The sequence below is a fragment of the Providencia sp. M-27 genome (assembly GCF_011077905.1).
GTDB lineage: Bacteria > Pseudomonadota > Gammaproteobacteria > Enterobacterales > Enterobacteriaceae > Providencia > Providencia huaxiensis.
Window position 1 is genome coordinate 175,463 of record NZ_JAALBT010000005.1, and the last position, 22,649, is coordinate 198,111.

General features: G+C 40.4%; 17 protein-coding genes and 1 pseudogene. 9 read left to right on the top strand and 9 right to left on the bottom strand.

The genetic code is table 11. From position 1 onward, the window contains the following. Positions 1-9: 9 nt before the first annotated feature. The 4 genes from G6Q48_RS09540 to G6Q48_RS09555 are packed head-to-tail and all read right to left on the bottom strand — an operon-like array spanning position 10 to position 3,493. Positions 10-915 (bottom strand): diiron oxygenase, encoded by a 906-nt coding sequence (locus G6Q48_RS09540; RefSeq protein WP_102138787.1) that lies wholly within the window; start codon positions 913-915, stop codon positions 10-12. A gap of 31 nt (positions 916-946) precedes the next feature. Continuing rightward, positions 947-2,128: an MFS transporter gene (locus G6Q48_RS09545; RefSeq protein WP_102138786.1), complete on the bottom strand. Its 1,182-nt coding sequence runs from the start codon at positions 2,126-2,128 to the stop codon at positions 947-949. Continuing rightward, positions 2,121-2,693, bottom strand: a complete 573-nt coding sequence (locus G6Q48_RS09550; RefSeq protein WP_102138785.1) for an RBBP9/YdeN family alpha/beta hydrolase — start codon at positions 2,691-2,693, stop codon at positions 2,121-2,123. The genes G6Q48_RS09545 and G6Q48_RS09550 overlap by 8 nt, the downstream gene beginning before the upstream one ends. 14 nt (positions 2,694-2,707) lie before the next feature. Further along, complete coding sequence (locus tag G6Q48_RS09555; RefSeq protein ID WP_102138784.1) at positions 2,708-3,493, bottom strand: arylamine N-acetyltransferase family protein; 786 nt, start codon at positions 3,491-3,493, stop codon at positions 2,708-2,710. A gap of 539 nt (positions 3,494-4,032) precedes the next feature. On the opposite strand from G6Q48_RS09555, the gene G6Q48_RS23185 reads away from it, so the two are divergent. The 3 genes from G6Q48_RS23185 to paaY all read left to right on the top strand — a co-directional run bounded on the left by G6Q48_RS23185 (position 4,033) and on the right by paaY (position 5,819). Continuing rightward, on the top strand, positions 4,033-4,161 hold the full coding sequence (locus tag G6Q48_RS23185) for an IS3 family transposase (RefSeq protein WP_114365406.1): 129 nt from the start codon (positions 4,033-4,035) through the stop codon (positions 4,159-4,161). Positions 4,162-4,264: 103 nt separating this feature from the next. Beyond that, complete coding sequence (paaX, locus tag G6Q48_RS09565; RefSeq protein WP_102138783.1) at positions 4,265-5,203, top strand: phenylacetic acid degradation operon negative regulatory protein PaaX; 939 nt, start codon at positions 4,265-4,267, stop codon at positions 5,201-5,203. 22 nt (positions 5,204-5,225) lie between these two features. Next, positions 5,226-5,819 carry a phenylacetic acid degradation protein PaaY gene (gene paaY / locus G6Q48_RS09570; RefSeq protein WP_166266062.1) on the top strand — a complete coding sequence of 198 codons (594 nt, stop codon included), beginning with the start codon at positions 5,226-5,228 and terminating at the stop codon, positions 5,817-5,819. Positions 5,820-5,856: 37 nt separating this feature from the next. On the opposite strand, the gene G6Q48_RS09575 is transcribed toward paaY, so the two are convergent. From G6Q48_RS09575 to G6Q48_RS09590, 4 genes are all read right to left on the bottom strand, one after another. Continuing rightward, positions 5,857-7,380, bottom strand: coding sequence for a DHA2 family efflux MFS transporter permease subunit (locus G6Q48_RS09575; protein ID WP_102138781.1), 1,524 nt, complete (start codon positions 7,378-7,380; stop codon positions 5,857-5,859). A 16-nt stretch (positions 7,381-7,396) separates the two neighbouring features. Beyond that, positions 7,397-8,569: a multidrug efflux MFS transporter periplasmic adaptor subunit EmrA gene (gene emrA, locus G6Q48_RS09580; protein ID WP_166266065.1), complete on the bottom strand. Its 1,173-nt coding sequence runs from the start codon at positions 8,567-8,569 to the stop codon at positions 7,397-7,399. Between the two features lie 491 nt (positions 8,570-9,060). Further along, complete coding sequence (locus tag G6Q48_RS09585; RefSeq protein WP_166266068.1) at positions 9,061-12,147, bottom strand: efflux RND transporter permease subunit; 3,087 nt, start codon at positions 12,145-12,147, stop codon at positions 9,061-9,063. Then, complete coding sequence (locus G6Q48_RS09590; RefSeq protein ID WP_166266071.1) at positions 12,144-13,238, bottom strand: efflux RND transporter periplasmic adaptor subunit; 1,095 nt, start codon at positions 13,236-13,238, stop codon at positions 12,144-12,146. The genes G6Q48_RS09585 and G6Q48_RS09590 overlap by 4 nt, the downstream gene beginning before the upstream one ends. Positions 13,239-13,501: 263 nt before the next feature. On the opposite strand from G6Q48_RS09590, the pseudogene G6Q48_RS09595 reads away from it, so the two are divergent. Both G6Q48_RS09595 and G6Q48_RS09600 read left to right on the top strand, forming a co-directional pair. Next, positions 13,502-15,556, top strand: a pseudogene (locus G6Q48_RS09595) (TonB-dependent receptor domain-containing protein). 101 nt (positions 15,557-15,657) lie between these two features. Next, a complete protein-coding gene (locus tag G6Q48_RS09600; protein WP_232368215.1) occupies positions 15,658-16,515 on the top strand; it encodes an alpha/beta hydrolase in 858 nt (285 codons plus the stop codon). Between the two features lie 2 nt (positions 16,516-16,517). Here the strand turns inward: G6Q48_RS09600 and G6Q48_RS09605 are convergent, their stop codons facing one another. Continuing rightward, a complete protein-coding gene (locus tag G6Q48_RS09605) occupies positions 16,518-17,450 on the bottom strand; it encodes a LysR substrate-binding domain-containing protein (protein WP_166266074.1) in 933 nt (310 codons plus the stop codon). A gap of 594 nt (positions 17,451-18,044) precedes the next feature. Here G6Q48_RS09605 and G6Q48_RS09610 point away from each other — a divergent pair. From G6Q48_RS09610 to G6Q48_RS09625, 4 genes are read left to right on the top strand one after another with little or no spacing between them, the layout of a single operon-like run. Continuing rightward, a complete protein-coding gene (locus G6Q48_RS09610; protein ID WP_102138775.1) occupies positions 18,045-18,650 on the top strand; it encodes an ankyrin repeat domain-containing protein in 606 nt (201 codons plus the stop codon). Positions 18,651-18,685: 35 nt separating this feature from the next. Beyond that, positions 18,686-19,609, top strand: a complete 924-nt coding sequence (locus G6Q48_RS09615) for a DUF2877 domain-containing protein (protein ID WP_166266077.1) — start codon at positions 18,686-18,688, stop codon at positions 19,607-19,609. Then, positions 19,599-21,149 carry an acyl-CoA synthetase FdrA gene (gene fdrA / locus G6Q48_RS09620; RefSeq protein WP_166266080.1) on the top strand — a complete coding sequence of 517 codons (1,551 nt, stop codon included), beginning with the start codon at positions 19,599-19,601 and terminating at the stop codon, positions 21,147-21,149. Before G6Q48_RS09615 ends, fdrA begins: the two co-directional genes overlap by 11 nt. Beyond that, positions 21,149-22,564: a DUF1116 domain-containing protein gene (locus G6Q48_RS09625; RefSeq protein ID WP_166266083.1), complete on the top strand. Its 1,416-nt coding sequence runs from the start codon at positions 21,149-21,151 to the stop codon at positions 22,562-22,564. Before fdrA ends, G6Q48_RS09625 begins: the two co-directional genes overlap by 1 nt. Positions 22,565-22,649 lie beyond the last annotated feature (85 nt).

Genomic DNA, 22,649 nt, shown 5'->3' on the forward strand with positions numbered 1-22,649 from the left:
CTATTTAAGCTATAAGCCTATTCTGGTAATTACAGCTTCTGCCGATTCTAAATAAATCTGAATTTCATTTAAGTTATCAGTTTCTTCAATAATATCTCTTGCGTGAGGCATACCTGAAAGCTTAAAAGCCTCCTTCCAAGATCCAAGTTCATTATCAGCAAAAAGGTTAACAGTTCTCAGCATTATATCTCTCATATATTTACGCTCACTAAAACCTAAATCACGGACAATATCATAAGCAACATAACTGAAAACACTAGAATGGCTCCACTCATCATGAGCGTGAGTCTTTGTAACCTCATGACAAATATTTTGAATACTGCAATCTTCTGCCATAACCTTTAGATAGTCGGTTATCAAAGTTTCACTAGCGCACGCCACGGCAAAACAAGTTAGTCGTCTTTGCCACTCAGCTGTACAATCCGAAAGCATTACCTGACGAGCTTTAATCAAATTAAAATCAGTATAATTTAGATGCTCTAATTTTCTACGGTCATAAATATAATTACATGCCATAATCGACATTCTTGTATGCAAAGCTTCATCAAGAAGAGCTTCGGACATCACATCCTGTAATCTAGCTCTATTCTTAGAGTTAGTCGGTGGACATTTAATAATATCTTCACAAGCCGGAGTAACTACATCGCATTCTATATAGATTGTCTTTAAATTATAAATTCCCCATGCGTATGATAAGCATCGGCTTTTAACGATTTCAGGAGCTTCCTTCCACGCATCGTGGTTTCTAAATGGTAATAATGATTCACTGAAGTCACTCTTTGTAGCATCGAAAACAAGATCTGCGTAGTCTAAATGTTTATTATTAACTGCGGCTCTATTTGCCCAAAGCATCGAAAGTTTGGATAACATCAATTCAACGCTATGACTATCTGGTATTTCAAAAGCAGTTTTCATTTATACCCCCTACATATTAGATATAGAAATATTATTTGTTTTTTACATGAATAAGACTCATGAAGATAGCTCCGACAAATGCAAGAATAGAAGATATAACTAAAGCTCTCTCCCAATATCCCGCATCTAATAACTTCCCATAAGTTATGGCCGATAGGGCACTCCCTAAATAAAATGCAAGCTGTCGCACACTTGTAGATAAAAGCGTTCTTTCAGTAGAAAAACCGGTAATTGCTAGAGTATCTAAAAGCGGCATCAAACAATAATTTAGCAATAATCTGATAAAATATAGTAAAATAAAAATGACTACCGATATATGGAGTGACTGTAGATAAAGACATAAAGCGGTTAATATTCCAATTATCACTATAGTCGGCTTCAATGTAAGCCTATTAATAAGAAGTGGTGCAAATAACGCACCTACAATACTAATTATTTTATCAATGCTCATTATTAGAGATATTTCACTCACATTCATGGAATAAGCTAAATTAAATAAAACATTAACAAACCTAAATATTAATGTAATAGAAGCACCTAAAAATAAAGATGCTAAGAATAATTTAGAAAAATTCCCCCATTCCATTTTATTTCCCCAGGTAAATTTGCTTTCATCATTCTCAGGTTCAGAAAGCCCGCCAATAGATTTAAAACGAAAATAGATCATCAAAATTGAAGAAATAAAAGAAGTTACAAGAATTAGCTGAAAATTTATTAGAGCCATTGACTTTAGATAATAAGTTATAAAACTAACTATTAGCGAGCCTATCATTGCTGCACCTAAATAAGCAACAAAAAAACAACTGAATAGTGTTGTCCTACTTTCAGATTTAGTATTTGAGCCAGTCAATGAATTACCCAAAGATAATAATGCAATCATACCTGAAAGTATTAATCCAAGTGTAATTGCACTTACCCATACAGAGGAAACTATTGGCAATAGAATGAATGGCACTGCGTAAATGAATGAAAAAATAATAAGTAGTTTTTTTTGAGACATACGTCTGCTTAGATATATCAATGGAATTACAACACCAGCCATTATGCACATTGCAACCGCATAAATGTAACCAATTTCTGTTTTATCCACACCGCGAGCTTCTAGGTAAAAATTATAAACCGTATCAAACATTCCATTACTTAATCCCATTAAGAACGTTGCAATAAGGAAATGGCGCACAGCAGGAGAAAACTGTTTGATATCCTCAAACATCTTCAGCCCCTTCTCTCGAATCTAGTAATAAAAAACCTGTGAATTCTTCAAATAAAGTCTCACCTTCTGTCCATTCTCCGAATCCAGCATTGGTGTGAATATGACCAGCGTTATGAATAAAATGGGTCGTACAACCCCATAATTTTGCTAAATAAATTGCACGAGACTCACTTAAGTATTCATCATTATTGCTAAATATAAGTAACGATTTGGTATTTAGTGAACATAATGGTAATGGCCTCTGATTTTTAATCGGAGTAATCGCTATTTCAGAGTCAACATCTACTGGAGCAACAAGAATTAATGCCTTTATCTTCTCGCAAGCATTTAAGGCAGCCCATTGAGTAATGGCTACCGCTCCACAACTATGACCCAGAAGTACAATGTTTCCCTCAATATCATTAACTGCTTTATCTATTTTTTCGACCCATTCATACCGTGATGGATTATTCCAATCATCTTGTTGCACACGAATGACATTACTATATTTTCTTTCCATGTAGGATTGCCAATGACCCTTACCTGAATTTGTATATCCAGGTACAATGAGATATGTTGCATTCATGGATTTTTATTTCTCTAGTTAGTAAGGAGAGAGGAAGGGATATCAATCCCAAAACGTTCAAACAGCAAATCTGACATCATATGTTTATTCGTAATATTTATGTTTGATGCGCAATGTCCTTTTACTTCTGTAAATACATTATTACGTATGCTAATTCTTCCCATTTCTTTCGGTAAGCTCACTACTACATTTTTATTGAGAAGGCTGTTTGAAGAGTGTAGGATATAAAAATAAGCCATTTCCACATCTTGCTTGAGTACTTCAATATCATGAAAAGAATATATGTTTTCCCAATTTGCATTTGGTTGGCTATTTTCTTTTATTGAAACAATCCAACCATGCTCATTGTGTCTTTCAACTCTTGAGGATAAAAATGGATGCTCATGTAAATAACCATCAGATAATTTAAGTAAAGAGCGAGGACCTTTAGCTCCATAACCAACATCGAATATCCATTTATCTCCATCTATATTTACAATAAAAAATTGGTGTGTTGCGGGTGTTATTTTAGGCGTTAAAACTCTCCCTAATCTAATCCCGTAATTATAACCGAAATGCTTAAATACGAATTTTATTAAAATGGAAAGTTCAAAACACATTCCCCCTCGGTTACTATAAATAATTCTTTTCATAACATCCTGAGTAGATATAGATTCTAAAGCGTTCCGCTTCATATCTATATTTTCAAATGGAATTGAATAAAAGTGAGCATGATGAAGTCTGAATAAAAACTCAAGCTTTGACAATTTAGAGGGGGAAACTTTCACTCTTCTAAGATATTCATTCACGTCATTATTCATACCAGTAAAACTCCATTTTTTAATTGTTGGTAGTAACTAAAAACAAGAAAAAAGATATCTAATCTTATTAATAAACAATTAATATTGTTTTCTACTCTTAATGCAAACAAGATATGTTACAAATATTAATTCCCGCAACACTTTTGTTCATACAGTAAACATCTTTATTTCTAGCAATTAGTGCACTTATTTTTTCCTTTTAAGAACAAATAATTGAAATTGTTACCCATAAACTGAATAATTAGAATTCAAAGCTTAATTATAAATCAAACGAGTAATTGAGTATTTTCAACACTATAATTTATTTTTTCATCTGCCATTCGTCATTGGTACAGGTGGGTCAGTTTCATTATGATCATTTACTCACTTTCGTAGTTCCGATATACCTGCTACTCAGACTTAATAACAGGCTCAAAAGAAACTTACCTTTGAAGTCCTATCAGGCTTTGACATGGTGCTAACCAATATTAAGTACGTTGTTCCACACTATAAAGAGCGACAATATTGTGAATGTTCGATACGACTAGGAACGTGATCGCTTGATCATCCACACAGGTAAAAACAGCCTCAGCACTATTGAAGAGTATTGCAATACCAAATGGATAAAAATCAAATTAAAAGACCTGACTCCAGTTGAATACCGAAATCAGGCCTTACAAGCCATTTAACTAAAAGTATCAACTTTATAGGGTCACTTCAAAGACAACCTTTAAATTTATGTCTACTATTCAGTAAGCCTTCTGATACATAAATTTTATAGATGAAATATAAATGGAAAATAAACTTAACCAATTCATACAACATGCAATAGCAAGCCAACCTATTAGCGGCACCTCTTTAATTAGCTCACTATATGGTGATGCTTTGCACCATCGTGGTGGTGAAGTGTGGTTAGGAAGCTTAACTAAGCTGTTAGAGCCGATGGGTTTTACTGATCGTTTTGTCCGAACGTCTGTTTTCCGCTTACAAAAAGAAGGTTGGCTTGATACAGAAAAAATCGGCCGTCGCAGCTATTACCGTATTTCTGAGCGCGGGCAAAGCCGATTTCGCCGTGCAGAAAATAAAATTTATCTCGCAGAACAACCTGATTGGGATGGAAAGTGGGATTTACTCCTTCTTGAAACCGCTGAAAAAGATGAAAAAATCAGGCTAAAAAAGGAACTTAGTTGGCTCGGTTTCGGGCAATTTAATACCTCACTCATGGCGGCACCAAGCTGTGCACAAAGTGATGTAGCCACGCTACTCAATGAACTCAATGCGACTGAAAATACAATTTATTTTCACGCAGATTACCCCTATAGCCGCTCAGAAAAAAACCTCAAAGAACTGGTTTCCCATGCTTGGTCTTTGCAAGAAATTTCAGAACACTATCACCAGTTTATTTCATTATTTAGGCCACTCGCATTACTGCTTAAAGAAAATATTGATGCGCAAATTTCCCCGGAACACAGCTTTCAATTACGTTTATTGCTGATCCATTTCTATCGTCGTGTCACGTTAAAAGACCCATTATTGCCAGACGAGCTCCTTCCCACACAATGGGAAGGTCATATTGCACGCCACCTTTGCACCAATATTTATCAGCGTATCGACCAAGCCGCGACCCAATACGTTTCTGAACAGTGCGAAAGTACGGTTGGTGAACTTCCTCAACCATCCAGCGCTTACTATCGCCGCTTTGGTGGTGTACTCCGAGAGCTCGCGGCCTAAAACCTCTATTACAGGAGCCCATATGCCTTTTTATCAAATCGATGGCATTACGCCAGTCGTCAGCCCTGAAAGTTTTGTCCACCCTACTGCAGTAGTGATTGGAGATGTTATTATTGGTAAAAATGTCTATATTGGCCCAAATGCCAGTTTACGTGGCGATTTTGGCCGATTGATCATCAAAGATGGCGCAAACGTGCAAGATAATTGTGTCATGCACGGTTTCCCACAGTATGAAACGATCGTCGAGGAAAATGGGCATATTGGCCATGGGGCTATCTTACATGGCTGCCATATCAAGCGTAATGCTTTAGTCGGGATGAACAGTGTGATTATGGATGGAGCAGTAATTGGCGAAAACTCGATTGTCGGTGCTTGCGCCTTTATCAAAGCCGAGGCGATATTTGCTGATAATAGTCTTATCGTTGGTACGCCTGCAAAAGTACTTCGCACATTATCAGAAAAAGAAATTGCATGGAAAACCAGCGGAACTAAAGATTATCAAAACTTAGTCACGCGCTGCTTAAACACGTTTAAAGAAGTCGAGCCGCTCAAAGAAGTCGAAACAAACCGGCCAACCCTAAGTTTTGAGAATATTATTCCTAAATCCCAGCTATAAGCTAGATGGGGCTATAATACTTAGCCCCATCCATTAATTATTTCGCTTTACTGCCAAATGGTGGCTTAGCAAACCAAACGGTAATAATCAGCGCAATAAATACCCAACCGCATAACCAGAAGATCTCATTTGCAGCAATAATTAACCCTTGGCTAGTAATTTGCTGAGCAATAAAACCGGAAGTCTGTTCGGTACTCAGCCCATGAGCGGCCATTTCTTGATACATCCCTAAAGACTCAGGATTGTAATCGGTAATAAATTCCGTTAATTGGCTATGATGTACGGCTTCTCTATCGCTCCACAACGTTGTGGTAATGGAAGTCCCTATTGAACCCGCTAAGGTACGGAAAAAGTTGGCTAAACTCGACGCCGAAGCGAGTTTTTCGGGCGGTAGGCCAGAAAGGGTTAATGTGGTCAGTGGCATAAAGAAGCAAGCCACCGCCATCCCTTGCACCAATTGCGGCCAAACCACAGCAGAAAAGCCCATATCCGGTTCAAACGTATACGCGCGCCAGAAGAAACAAATTGCATAAAATACAAAGCTAAAGGTCACTATCCAGCGGATATCGAGAAAATCGGATAATTTTGCCACTGGAGCCGAGAACAACACAGGCAATAAACCAATGGGTGCCAATGCTAACCCTGCCCATGTTGCCGTATAGCCATACACTTCTTGTAAGAGCTGCGGCAACAATACAATAGCGCCGAAATAGGCCATATATGCCAAACTGACAGAAATCGTCCCGATGGTAAAATTGCGCGATTTAAATAACGATAATTCGACAATTGGGTTTTTGTCAGTAAGTTCCCAAATTACGAGGAAGACCAATGCAATCGCTGAAACAACGGCTAAGATAACAATTTCATTAGACGCCAACCATCCCAGCTCCTTACCTTTGTCGAGCAGAACTTGTAAGCAACCAACGCCCACCGAAAGTAGCGCCAAACCAATCACATTGAATGGGACTTTCACGATCTTCGACTCCATCCCTTTTAGGATAATAGAGCCAACAATAATGACGAAAATTCCCAAAGGCACATTCATAAAGAATATCCAGCCCCAATGGAAATTATCACTAATATAACCACCGAAAATAGGACCGAACACTGGAGCTAAAATGATGGTCATCGACCAAAATGCTAACGCCATATTTTGCATTTTCGGCGGGTAGCAACGCATAATAAGGCTTTGCGAAAGCGGGATCACCGGCCCTGCAACAGCCCCTTGCAATACGCGGTATAAAATCAGCATACCAAGGCTATCGGAAAACCCACAAAGTAATGAAAATAATGTGAAAAGTGCCGTTGCCCATAAGAAAACACGGATTTCACCAAAACGCTTCGCGAGGTAACCTGAAATCGCAATAGAAATCGCATTCGATACGCCAAACGAGGTAATGACCCATGTTCCTTGTGACATGGAAACCCCGAGATCACCGGCAATCGTCGGGATAGCCACGTTAGCAATCGTGGAATCAAGCACCTGCATGAAAGTTGCAAGGGACAACGCAATGGTTGCCCATACCAGTTTTGCACCCTTAAGTGGTTGAATATCTGCCACAACGGCTCCTTTCAAGCTAGTCTGCGTTATCGCTGATAATGGTGTCGATGATGTGGTCGACATCACTTAAGTTTAAGACCAACACATCACTTTCAAATGCCGGTACTGTACGCTGAACTTCCGCTAAAACAGGGCCATTTTGGTCTTTAATATCTATCGTGACATTCATGGACAACCCAATGCGCAGTGGGTGTTTCGCCACCTGCTCAGGGTCTAATTCAACACGTACAGGCAAACGCTGTACCACCTTAATCCAGTTCCCGGTTGCATTTTGAGCGGGTAATAATGAAAAAGCACTACCGGTTCCCATATCAAGCCCAACAACAGTGCCGTTATAAACAATATCCTCTCCGTAAAAATCACTATTGATAGTCACGGGTTGCCCAATACGGACTTTTTCCAGTTGGGTTTCTTTGAAGTTTGCATCTACCCAAACAGGCTGAACAGGCACAATGGCCATTAAAGAGCTCTGTGGGCTGACTTGAGAACCGACTTGAACATTACGCCGTGAAACATACCCCGTCATCGGGCTTTTAATTTCAGTACGTTGTAAGTTTATCCACGCACTGCGTACGCTATCAGCCGCTTGCTGAATTGCCGGTTGCTTTTTAAGCTCCGTGTTACGCAGCAATGCACGGTTGGCATTATATTGTTGAATAGAAATATCCAGAGCCGCCTGCGCAAGTTGTACGGCTTCTTGCGAATGCTGTAGGTCTTCCTTCGAAATAGTACCGCTACGCCCTAGCGCCACACGACGTTGATAATCTTTTTGCGCTTGCGCAAGTGTCACCCGGTTTTTTTGAATTTGCGCTTGATACTCATCACCATTGATATACAGCTCTTTGGTTTTGCGCACAGTTGTTGCTAAATCATGTTTGGCTTGTTCAAATGCCAATTGGGCATTAGTTTTATCCAATACAACCAATACGTCACCCGCTTTTACCAAGTCAGTATTTTCAAAGTTAACTTGAGTCACATTACCCGTTGTTTGCGCAACTATCGGGATCTGCAAACCGGATACATAAGCGTCATCGGTATATTCTTGAAAGCGTAAAACTAAAAACCAATAAACACCATAGGCTACAAATAATAGAACGATAATTATTGTGGCTACCACCATCCATATTGTTCTACGTTTTTCATTCGTCGTTTTTTGATTGTGTATTTCTGAATGGGTATCTTGACTCATAATAACTCTCAAGGTCTGAAATCAATATTAATTCTCCCTCTATATTCACGAAGTATATGTAATAAAGCAATAGCTAATAATTTACAATTAAATCAATTCCAACGAAAAACCATTAATGCATTGATATAAAACAAGTAATTATAAACAAACTGAGTTAGGTGTTAAATTGATTTTTATTATCAATTTAATCAAATCCGTTCCTAATTAGATTAATGATAAGAATTAAAAATAAAAAACATTAAATAACATTTATTTTTGATAGCAATTAGTCATTCAATTATTGATATTCTTTTTTTGATGTAATAACCCTATTTATTAGGCTATATTTATGATTCATTAACTTGAGACTTTAATTTTTGATCACGGGCTGCCGCTTGCTTTTTAATATAATTAATCGTCTCGATTTTCATTTTTGGCCTCATCAATACGATGCTTAACAGAGTAACAAAGTACGTGAGTCATTGCTGGCCTTTCGGCCAGCTTTTATCCCTTTACCAGTGCTTAATATTGCGGTCTTCTTTTGTCACTGAGGTTAATTTGGCGAGCTGAGGTAATAATTTACGTTTTAAATCATCCATCAAGCTATAAATCACAGGGACAAACAACAAGCTAAGGATCGTGGAGCTTAACAAGCCGCCAATCACAGCGATGGCCATAGGGGCTCGAAACCCTGCGTCTGCCCCACTTGTTAGTACTAGGGGGATCATCCCTGCAATCATGGCAAAGGTCGTCATAATAATGGGCCGAATACGCTCTTGTCCTGCCTCAATAATCGCTTTTTCTCGCGCCATACCTGAACGTTGTTTTTCAAGAATGAATTCCACCAGCAAAATCGAGTTTTTCGTCACAATCCCCATCAGCATTAAAATACCAATAATGACAGGTAAATCGATCATCGCACCGTATAACACTAAAGCTATAATTGCCCCGCCAATCGAAAAGGGTAAGGCAACCAGTATGGTAATCGGCTGAATAAAATCTTTAAACAATACGATTAAAATAGCGAAAACCAGTAACACACTGAATACCATCGTAGTGCCAAAGCGTTCGAACATATCAATCATATATTCCATATCACCGTATTCCACTTGGGAAATACTGTGTGGCAGTTGTTGATACTCAGGAAGTTGCGCCACAATATCTAACGCTTCCCCTAATGTGAGCCCTTCCAAATTGGCTTCTATCGACATCTGTCTTTGGCGATTAATTCGCTCAATCTGGGAAGGGCCATCACTGGAGTCAATATTAGCAACAGATTTAATCGGGACGTTTTGCCCATTTTGGCTTCTTACATATAAATTATTCAGCACATCAATATTATTTTGCTGGGACTCCGGTAAAATCACCTGTACGGCTAATTGCCTATCTGGCAGATTAAACTTAGCGCTACGTGAATTTGCCTCCCCCATAGTCGCAATGCGTAGTGTGTTTGCAATCTCTTCCACACTGATGCCTGTTCGGGCAACATCTACCACATTAGGTTTAACAATCAATTCTTTACGTAATAGCGGTTTCATAACTTGGACATTTTTAAACCCATCAATTTTTGCCATTGCCTCGCGCAATTTTTGCATCGATTTTTCGAGTTGTTCAGGGTCACTCCCTGTAAACATTAACGAAAATTCTTTTCCCCCATTACTGTTGCTGAAAGTGTAACGTGCATCCGTTTTTTGGCTTAACCACTCAGAGATAGCCAGCTCAAATTCTTTTTGTGATAATTCACGCTCACTGGGCTCAGTTAAGGTTAAAATCATTTCGCCTTTGTGCTGAGCAACGCCTTCTGAGTCATCCGCAATTCCGGCAATCGAGTAGGCCGATAAAATTTCCGGCCTATCTTTTAGCTGTTTGGCAATTTCATTAATTTTTTTCTGCGTTTGCTCAACAGGCGTTCCCGGTGGCAGCTCAATATTAATTTGGCTAACACTGATATCACCATCTGGCATGAACCCCACAGGCAAAAAACTGGTTATCGCCACTGAACCAAACAGAAACCCACCAGCTAGCATTGATGCGAACTTACGGTGTTTTAGTGTCATCGATAAAAAACGGGTATAACGCGCTATCCAATTTGCTGTTTTAACGCCTTCATGGGCACCTTTTTGTGGCAATAATACATAGGCTGCCATTAATGGCGTAACTAACCTTGCCACCAACAAGGAAGACAACACAGCGGCAGAAACGGTAATACCGAATGGTACAAAATATTGCCCCACAAAGCCGCCAATAAAACTAACGGGTAAAAATACCGCGACAATCGTTAGCGTAATGGCAACAATCGCAAAACCTATTGCATCAGAGGCTTTCAATGCAGCAAGATACGGCCGCTCACCGCGTTCAATATATTTTTGGATATTTTCAATTTCAACAATCGCATCATCCACTAAGATGCCAATCACTAACGTCAGGGCCAGTAATGTGATGCTATTTAAGCTGTAATCAAATAACATCAAAATAAAAAAGGTCGGTAATATCGATAGAGGCAATGCCACTGCTGCCACCAAAGTGGCTCGCCAGCTTTTCAAAAAGAAAAATACGATAACGATGGTTAAAAAGGCCCCTTCTAATAAGGTTTGAATCGTTAGCGTAAAGCTCGATTCCGTATATTTGACCGTCGATGAAACCAAGCTTATTTCAACATTTGGGTTGGCTTTTTGTAGCTTTTCCAGTGCTTGTGCAACGCCCTGAGCTACCTTGGTATCGCTAGAGCCTTTTGCACGATACACCGCAAACCCGACAACCTCTTTACCATCAAGTTGCGAAATAGATTTCACATTTTTATGGCCATCATAAATATTAGCGATTTCACCCAACTTGATAGATTTTTGGTTATCAATGGGTAGCATGATGTTTTTAATATCATCTACTGCCTGTTTTTCCCCTAAAACACGAATGGTATGCTGTAACCTATTGTATTTTGCATTTCCCCCAGCAGAATTCTGATGATTATTTTTCAATATTCCATTGATACTCGCTATCGATAACTGCATTGCAGCGAGTTTATCTGCGTCCGGCTCAATGCGAATTACTCGCTCTGTATCCCCTAACCGACTGACCTTTTGCACCCCTGGCACAGTAATCAACTGCTTACTCACGGTGTCATCGACAAACCAAGACAAATCGGCGATAGATTCGGTTTCAGATGAAACGGCATAACGTAAAATCGCCCCGCCTTCGACATCAATGCGGTTAATTAACGGTTCGTCGATAGTTTGCGGCAATTCCCCACGAATTTGCCCAATTTGTTCACGTACATCGTTAGTGGCGACATGGGCATCAACACTTAAATCAAATTCAATGGTTGTCGTTGATGCGCCTTCACTAATCGATGAGGTAATATGGCGGATACCGGGGATCCCAGAAACTGCGCGTTCAACTCGCTTTGTGACGGCATTTTCTAACTCTGTCGGTGATGAGCCATCCTGTGTGACAGTAACCGTAACAATCGGAAAGGTAATCACTGGGTTCGCAGTGATAGGTAATTGATTAAAAGAGAAAAGCCCAGCGATTGTCAGGGCTAAAAAAATCACAATAGTTGGGATTGGACGCGTTATCGCCCAAGACGATAGCTGTAGCTTCATTGCGGTGCCCTTACAGGAACAACTTTATCATCTTCAGATAAAAAGGCTTGAGCGTAAGTCACCACGTCAAGGTTAGCCGCTAACGGGCTTAATATTTCAACATGACCATGTTGAATTTTACCTATTTGGACGGGTTGTTTTTCTACGCGCCCATCATTTGCCACACTAAAAATAAAACGTTGACCATCAGGCTCCGTACGAATCGCACTATAAGGCAGTGATATGTATTCACGCGGTGAATTGGTATAGGTCATCGTACCGGTTTCCCCTAATCTCATCGATTGAACGGGTTCGGTTAGCGTCACTCTAATTTTTCCTAATTGGGTTAAAGCCTCTATTTTGGGTGATAAATAACGTAGTTTTCCCGAAATGACCGTATTGTTATTCACTTTCATCATAACGGGGTTATCCCCAAGGATGCGGGCTAATTCAGAGGGGTGTGCGAGGGCTTCAAACTCTAGCTCGTTATTTTCGATTAGTTTAAATAACAATGCGTTATCAGATAGCGTACCGCTCATTGCATGGCGCTCGCTGATCACACCTGCAACGGGCGCAATAATTTTTGCTTTATCTTCTTGGCTTTGCTCACGCCTTAGTTGGGCTTGTAATTGGCGTAATTCTGCCCGACTTGCTGTGAGAAGTGCATTTTGCGCTGCAGCTTCGTTTTTTGCTTTTCCAAAGTCATTTGCTGAAATAACTCCTGTTTTAGCCAGCGGAGACAAGCGCTGAAGCTCACTTTGTGACTGCCTACTGAGTGCTTCTTGCTGTTTGATATAAGCCGCGGCCTTATCAATTTCAGCTTTCAATTGTTGTACAGCAGCACTTTGGATTGGCGATTCTAAGGTGGCAAGCAATTGGCCTTTCTCCACCCACTCCCCTTCTTCCACAAATACTGCGGTGACGATTTGTTGCTGTAATGGCGAACCGATAGAAATTTCATTTCGCGCCACAAATTGGCCAGGAAGGCTAACCACATCCGCAACTTTAATTTTTTGCGGATGCGTCACACTTAAGCGTATTTCTTCCGCTTGTACCCCTTGAGCCACTGCCATAATAAAACAGCATAAAATGGCTAAAAATGTATGTTTCATATAATTCAAATTTTTCTAGTTAACGTTAGCACTAGAGTAAATTTGCGCATCCCCAAACACCATAAACCAAGGTTAAACCTTAATTTTTCGTTAAGCTTGGTAAAAATGATAAAAGGGGGAGAACACTATAGGTGAAAATTCTTAGCTGAGATCAAATATTGCTCATAAATTAGTTAGCCCATTATTTATTTTTGATATGTTTTAGTGATAATATTCGCAAACAATATAATTATCATTCTCATTTATATTTCCTAGGGATAACTATGACTTCGCAATATCACTACACCCTGATTGCCGCCGGTGTTTGTGCGGCTTTATCTTCATTTAGTGCTACAGCAGCAGACAGTAAAACAGATACCATGGTCGTCAGTGCGTCAGGCTTCTCGCAACAACTGCGTGATGCTCCTGCTAGCGTGACTGTGATCACGGCAGACCAGCTACAAAATAAACCTGTTCGTGACCTCGCCGATGCGGTTAAAGACGTGGAAGGGGTAAGTATCGTTGGTGCTGCCAACAAACAAGATATTAATATCCGTGGCTTACCCGGCGAATACACGTTGATATTGGTCGATGGGCGTCGTCAAAATAGCCGTGAATCACGTCCAAATGGGAGTGGTGGTTTTGAAGCGGACTTTATGCCACCTGTTGAAGCGATTGAACGCATCGAAGTGATCCGTGGACCTATGTCCTCCCTGTATGGTTCTGATGCGATGGGTGGTGTTATCAATATCATCACCAAAAAAGTGACCAATGAATGGCACGGTAGTGTGACAACAGGCGCGATTATCCAAGAAAATAGCGATAGCGGTAATTCAACCGACGGTAACTTCTACCTATCAGGCCCATTAATTCAAGATAAACTCGGCCTGCAATTATATGGTGGTGGTAACTACCGTCAGGAAGATAAAATCTTAGAAGGTCATCATCAACGTGATAACCGTAGCTTAACAGCCAAATTAACCTTTACACCACAAGAGAACCAAACTTTCTTATTAGAAGCAGGTCGTAGTACCCAAGAGAAAACATCGACACCAGGTAAATCTGGGTCTGAATATGAAATTCGTGGTGGGGACAAGCAATATAATTCCAAAGAAGAGTGGCATAATGACCGCAACCATGCAGCTCTGACTTATAAAGGTGAGTGGGATTCTTTTAATACTGAGCTCAGTGTTTACCAAGAAAAAACCAAACGTAAAATAAAATCCCAAGACCGTAATCAAACAACAGGACATTGGGAAGGCGGTTATGAAGACCGCGTACCCGAAATCACCAATACCGTTGTTGATGGAAAAGTGGTGGCTTTCCTGCCGGACAACATCTAAACAGTCGGCGGGCAATATCAGTACTCAAAACTCAAAGACAGCTCCTTGGTCTCAAAAGGCGTAATGGAAAAAACCAGTATGTCAGTCGATCAATCAGCACTGTTTGTCGAAAATGAATTTACCGCAACGGATGATCTGATCTTAACCGGTGGACTACGTTTAGATCACCACGAAACTTATGGTAACCATTGGAACCCAAGGGGTTATGCCGTTTATTATCTGACGGATGAGATCACCATTAAAGGGGGCGTTTCTTCTGCTTTCCGCGCACCTACATTACGTGAAATCAGTAAAGGCTATGGCACCTCTACCCAGGGGGGGAACGGGATTATCTACGGTAACCCAGACCTAAAACCGGAAAAAAGCGTTAGTGAAGAAATCAGTATTGCTTATAACCATGAGTCTGGCTTTAATGCGAGCTTAACGTTCTTTAATACCGACTTCAAAAACAAGCTAACTAGCTACTCACTTAACCAACCCGACCCTAACCACCCTAACCTCACGTTATATACCTACGATAATGTGGGTAAAGCGAACATCAAAGGTGTTGAAGTTGCAACAGGTATTCCTATCGCACAGGATTGGAATCTTAACCTAAATTATACATACACCGATTCCGAACGTAAAAGTGATGATGAGAAATTAGGTAACGGTATTTCCTTAAAAGGTTATCCATTGGATAAAACACCAAAACATATTGCTAATGCGAAATTAGATTGGAACTTCAATGAAGACCTCACTTTATACACACGTGCGCATTATGAAGGAAAACAGGTGTGGGCAGCACAACGTAATGGTTCTAAAGTGCCTCGCTATCGTAGTGGCTATACCACTATGGATGTCGGCGCAACCTATCAATTATTTAAAAATACCAAACTTAACTTTGCGGTATTAAATATTGGTAATGAAAAAGGACCTAAAATTGATAAAGTTGATGGAAACTGGGATGTTGAAGACGGACGCCGCTATTGGGCGAACGTTAACGTTAGTTTCTAATTAACGTTGAGGGTGTACCGGTTTCAGGTATGCCCTCAAAAGTATGTGATTCGGGTTGCTGAGCGTAGTCAACACCCCTGCAGCTTGAAGGATGACGAGTATTGAATAAATTATTAATTTCCAGCTTATTATTATGTATGGCAAGCAGTGCGTTCGCACGCCCTAGCCAGACTATCCCAAGTATGGACGAGCAAGTCAGCCAATTTTACGATATCCAACAAACGGATATGGCCTACGGTGACCGTGCGCTACGCATTTACAGTGCGGTACCCTATAATGTCACTGCACAACGCCCTGTCCTATATATGCTTGATGGTAATGGCTTATACCCCAAAGCGGTTAATCGCGCAGTTGAAAAGCTCCCTGCGGATAAACTACCGATTATTATTGGGATTGGTTACCCCATCGACGAAGCCTTTCCAAAAGCATGGCGAACGCTCGATTACACCCCACCGGTTACCGGTGACGAATTTAAACAAGGCGGAGGCTCCCCTGCGCTATACCAATTTTTAACTGACACTATTCGCCCATGGGCAGAACAGCGGCTTCCTATTGATAAAAACAAGCAAACCCTATTTGGCCATTCATTTGGTGGATTATTCACCTTAATGGCATATCAACAACAACCGGATGATTTTCAGTTTTATGTGTCTGCCAGCCCGTCATTATGGTGGGGTAAAGGAAGTATGGTGGATTTAGCGAAGCTAACAGCTAAACAAACGGCTTCCCCCCTATTTGTGACTTTAGGCGGTTTAGAAGAGAGCCCTGATTTATCCAAATTGAGCGCCGAACAAGTACAAAATTACCAAGCGCGCAAAAGTTGGATTAGCACACGCCAAGTTTGCACTGAGATTGCAAACCACCAAAGGCACTGTGAATTTACCTTATTCGATGGCAAAAACCACGGTTCAGTGATCCCTGATGCCATCGATAAAGCCCTTGATGTCGCTAGCCAATAATACTAATTGATGGGTTTTAGGAGGTCGCTGTAAAGGTCTGCTAAAACCCCCTTTTCGCCAAATTCTTTGCGGATCCACTGCGTCACAAGCCCAGTAGCCGAATGTTGTGTGGCTAATAGCATATGGGAGTCTTGTCGTGGGTTCTGAATGTGTTTTGTTACCAACAGGCCGTGTTTAACATGTTCTTTAATCATATAATCAGGTAAAAAGCCAATCACTTCACCGAGTATCTGACACTGGCATTTAGTATTAAAATCAGGAACTTGAATTGCTTCCTGCCCATGTAGTAGCCACCCCACCCGCTTATTAATGGTATGCGCGGTATCCTCTACCATAATATTTGGATAAAGACGCAATTGGCTCTCAGCGATGGGCTCTGGCATCAGCGCCAATGGATGAGTTGCCGCAATAGCAAATTGCCAATGGATCGCACCAATTTCAGTGTAATCAATCCCACCGCCATCCATCAACGTGCCTGGAGCACCAATCGCAATATCTGCATGATTATTAATAATGGCATCCCAAACCCCATTATATACCTCTGTTGTCACGGTGATGTGGCAGGTTGCAAACTGTTTTTTTAATATTTGCAGTAACTTAGCGGTATGATAAGGCGTATATAATAACTGATTAATACAAATACGCACCCGTGCTTCAATACCTTGCTCAATGGAATAAATACTTTTTTGAATGGAATGGAAACTATTAAGCAAATCGGTCGCTTTTCGATAAAAATAATAACCCGCTTCTGTGAGTTCAATATTACGGGTATTACGAATGAACAATGCGACATCTAAATAAGTTTCAATACGTTTGATGGTATAACTTACCGCGGAGGTGGTAACGCCTAATTCTTCCGCGGCTTTACTAAAACTCGCAAATTTCGCTGCTGTTGTGTAAGTCAGTAAGTTTTCTTCCGTAAAAATTGAGTTCATACCCACCACCAAAAGTGTTTAAATTTTAGACAAATCATCTTTTTATGTGAATAAAATTCAATAACGCAAAAATCAGATTATTTTTCGAGCATATTTTTATAGCTTAACAGAATTATTAACAACTGGAATAGATTAAATTTGATATATATTTTTCCCAAGTAAAAACCATACATTTAACGTCACTATTAATATTCGAAATACCTAATATTATTGAATTTAATAGGCAAACCAAGCATTAACATTCGATACAGATGAGATCAATAAAATTACAAATTTAACAAATTAAAAACTTTCAATTTGATGTCTATCACAGAACTGAGTAAATCATGATTTTCGATTTTAATTAACAAAAAAAATCACACAATTTGGGTCTAAAAATAGTCATAAACCATCAATAAACGATAAAAAAGGATGCTCATACGCACAAAAAAGCCAGATTATTGAATTTAATTCAACAATCAAACGCCTCATTGATGAATTAAATTTAAATGGATTCTTTTTATTAATGACAATTGCTATGCTCTACACATCATAAATAATCTTCAAATTGTCTTTATCTATGTTGGTAATAAAAACCAACCTAAGGGGAAAATGATGACCGCTAGTACTCTCGCTCACGATTTTTTAACCGCAGCTGAACAAGGACAATTAGAAATATTAAAAAGTTGTCTTGAAAAAGGTGTGGATATTAATACCACCAACCGCCAAGGCCGTACGGCGATTGTTAATGCAAGCCTGAATAAACATTATGAATGTGTTTCTTTCCTAATTAATGCAGGGGCCGATATTAATAAACAAGACCAAACATGTTTTAACCCTTTCTTATTAAGCTGCCTTAATGATGACCTCACGTTGTTGCGCATTGTCTTACCTGCAAAACCAAATTTAGATTTATTAACCCGTTTTGGTGGTGTGGGCATTACACCTGCAAGTGAAAAAGGCCACGTGGAAATTGTTCGTGAGTTACTTGAAAAAACCGATATTAATGTCAACCACACTAACTTTGTAGGCTGGACACCACTATTAGAAGCTATCGTGCTCAATGACGGTGGCGAAAAACAACAGCAAATCGTTAAATTGCTATTAGACCATGGTGCAAACCCACACATGACTGATAAGTATGGTAAAAAACCATTAGAGTTAGCGCGTGAAAAGGGTTACAACGAAATTGTGGAGCTACTGATTGCCGCAGGCGCATAGCGAAATCATAGACTCTAAATAGGATAAGGAGGCATGTGAACGCATCCATATCTCATCGGCAAAGGTTATACGGGCTAACGGCTGATACACATTTTCTCAATTTGTTGCATCAGCCACAACCTCAAGGAACAGTAGAACAAGTCTTTAATAAAGCCATTAATTTTTCTATTGATAATGTACTTTATACTTTGCTTTGTTCTCAATTAGATAATGCACCAAATAGTTGCCGATTAATCAATAAAGACTTTTCTCTTTTCGATATTAAAGAAGGAGAAACCATTTATTTATTTAATAAAGAAATATTGATTGGCAGTCATTATTTAATATCATTTTCTTTATGTAAAGAATGGCAGCAACCTGTTATCAACTTTAGTGATAACAAACTTAAAAACCCAAATTATTTATTATATATCGAAGAGCAAAGAAATAATTTGGATTTAATCTTAACTGAAAATAAAAATTCTCTATTTAAATATCAGGGGGATAACTTTTTTTATCTCTCTATGACAGAACAATTGCTTCAATTACGCTCTGAATTGATTGAATCAATAATTAAGAAAAATAAAGAAAATATGACTCATGTGATCCACCAGTTTGTTGGATTAGGTATCGGGCTAACACCTTCAGGAGATGATTACTTAGTTGGGTTAATGGCATTTTTATTATTAAACGGCCATCCAGTTGCCACTTTTTACCCTGATTTTTATCAAGGAGTAACCCACAGCCTAGGCCAGACGACACCAATCAGTGCCATCACATTAGAAAAAGCATTAAACCGAGAATTTCGAGAAAACATGCAGCAACTAATTCAATCATTAGTTGATGCGAAAGAAACAGATATTTATCCACAAATTTTAGAGATTTTAAATATCGGGTCGAGTTCTGGCAGCGACATGCTATTTGGCTTGCGAGATGCCCTGTATATCACCCATTATTTCGGAGAAAACTATGTCGACTAAAGTTGTCATAAAAAAGAATACCTATTTTGATTCCGTATCACTGATGTCTATTTCGACAAAAGCCAATCAACTCGACAATGTTGAGCAAGCGTTTGTCGCGATGGCTACAGAGATGAATAAAGGCGTTTTACGTAATTTAGGGTTACTAACCCCTGAATTAGAAGAGGCTAAAAATGGCGATTTAATGATTGTCATTAAAGGCCCAAGCGATGAAGCGAACGACGCCACATTAATTGCTATCGAAGACCTATTTAATAAGAAAAACCAGGGCGGTGGGCAACATGAAGCCAAATACGCCACCATTAATTCAGCAAAAACACATATCCCAGATGCCAACCTTGCTGTCATTTCAGTCAATGGCCAGTTTGCTGCTCGTGAAGCGCGCATTGCATTAGAAAATGACCTCAATGTCATGCTGTTTTCCGATAACGTCTCCATTGAAGATGAACTCGCACTTAAACAGCTGGCTAGCAAGAAAGGCTTGCTGATGATGGGCCCAGACTGCGGAACCGCCATTATCAACGGTACTGCGCTGTGCTTTGGTAACAATGTACGCCGTGGCAGCATTGGCATCATCGGTGCATCCGGCACCGGTAGCCAAGAACTCAGCGTCCGTATTCACGAATTTGGTGCAGGCGTTTCCCAATTAATTGGTACCGGTGGTCGCGATTTAAGCGAAAAAATTGGCGGTATCATGATGATTGACGCCCTGAAAATGCTCGATGCCGATGATGAAACCCAAGTTATCGCACTGATTTCTAAGCCACCAGCTCCTGCCGTTGCCAAGAAAGTGTTAGAACAAGCGGAAAAATGCCATAAACCTGTTGTCGTGTGTTTCTTAGGTAGCCAACCGCTACCAGAAGATAAGCCGGGTCTAACCTTTGCACAAAGCACCAAAGAAGCAGCACTGAAAGCGGTTCTATTAACCGGTATTCGCAAAGAAGATTTAGATTTACACCCTCTTAATTTACCACTTATTGATGAAGTCAGAGCAAAACTGAAACCTGAGCAGAAATATATTCGTGGCTTATTCTGTGGTGGAACGCTATGCGATGAAGCCATGTTTGCCGCCTTGGAAAAATACGATGATGTTTACAGCAATATTCAGCCAAACCCTGACTACCGCTTAAAAGACCTCAACAAAAGTATTGCACACACCTTCCTCGATTTTGGTGATGACGACTTTACCAACGGTAAACCGCACCCAATGATCGACCCTACCAACCGTATTGAACGCTTATTGCAAGAGGCTCGCGACCCTGAAGTTGGCGTCATTATGATGGACTTCGTTTTAGGTTTTGGTTCTCACGAAGACCCAGTCGGCGTGATGATAGACGCGATTAAAGAAGCGAAGAATATTGCCAAACAAGATGGGCGTGAACTAGAAATTTTAGGCTATGTGCTAGGGACTGACCAAGACACACCGTCGATGGATGCGCAGGTCAAAATGCTAACAGATGCCGGTGTTATCTGGGCAAGTAGCAGCACCAATACGGGTTTATTAGGGCGTGAGTTTGTATGGAAAGGGGAGAAAGCATAATGACTTCATTATTTAAGCAGCCATTAAATGTCATCAATATTGGCATCGAAATGTTCAGTGATGACCTGAAAAAACAGCATGTTCCGGTCACTCATTTAAATTGGACTCCTCCAGGACAAGGCAACGTTGCGGTTATTCGCGCCCTCGACCAAATTGAAGGTAATGCCACGCTACAAGAAAAAATTGCAGCGGCTAATGCCCAAGCACTTGAGCGTATTATTCAATCTCAGCCTGTGTTAATCGGTTACGACCAAGCGATTAACGTGGTTCCAGGCATGACCAAAAACACTATCCTGCACGCAGGCCCACCGGTTGCTTGGAAAGATATGTGTGGCGCGATGAAAGGTGCGGTGACGGGCGCGCTGGTTTTCGAAGGCTTGGCAAAAGATTTAGCCGATGCAGAGCGTGTTGCAGCCTCGGGGGAAATCATTTTCTCACCTTGCCATGAACACGATTGTGTTGGCTCAATGGCAGGTGTCACTTCAGCATCAATGTTTATGCATATTGTTGAAAATAAAACCTATGGCAACCGTGCGTTTACTAACCTCAGTGAGCAAATGGCTAAAATCCTGCGTATGGGCGCCAACGACCAAAGCGTGATTGACCGATTAAATTGGATGCGTGATGTCTTAGGTCCAATGCTGCGCGACGCAATGAAAATCGTTGGTGAAATCGACCTGCGCTTGATGCTTGCGCAAGCACTGCATATGGGTGATGAGTGCCATAACCGTAACAATGCAGGAACAACCTTACTTATCCAAGCGCTCACGACTGGGATCATTCAAACTGATTTCTCTGTCGCGCAGCAAAAAGAAGTCTTTGATTTTGTTGCAAGCAGCGATTACTTCTCCGGCCCAACGTGGATGGCGATGTGTAAAGCTTCGATGGATGCCGCTCACGGTATCGAATACAGCACCGTTGTCACCACTATGGCGCGTAATGGCTATGAGTTTGGCTTACGTATCAGTGGGTTACCGGGACAGTGGTTCACAGGACCTTCTCAGCAAGTTATCGGCCCGATGTTTGCAGGCTACAAACCTGAAGACTCTGGTTTAGATATCGGTGACTCTGCAATCACAGAAACCTACGGTATTGGCGGTTTTGCTATGGCAACAGCGCCAGCAATTGTGGCACTCGTTGGCGGTACGGTAGAAGAAGCGGTCGATTTCTCTCGCCAAATGCGTGAAATCACCTTAGGTGAGAACCCGAACGTGACTATTCCATTACTGGGCTTTATGGGTATCCCTACCGCTATTGATATTACGAAGGTTTCAGCCAGCGGTATTTTACCTGTTATCAACACAGCCATTGCCCATAAAGATGCGGGCATCGGTATGATTGGGGCAGGTATTGTTCACCCGCCGTTTGATTGCTTTGAAAAAGCCATGTTGGCCTACGCACAGAAATATGCTTAGTTTTCAATCATAAAAAAGACGCCCAACTCCGGTTGGGCAATAATAAAATATCAATACCCAAATTATTTACATACAGAAGTAAAAC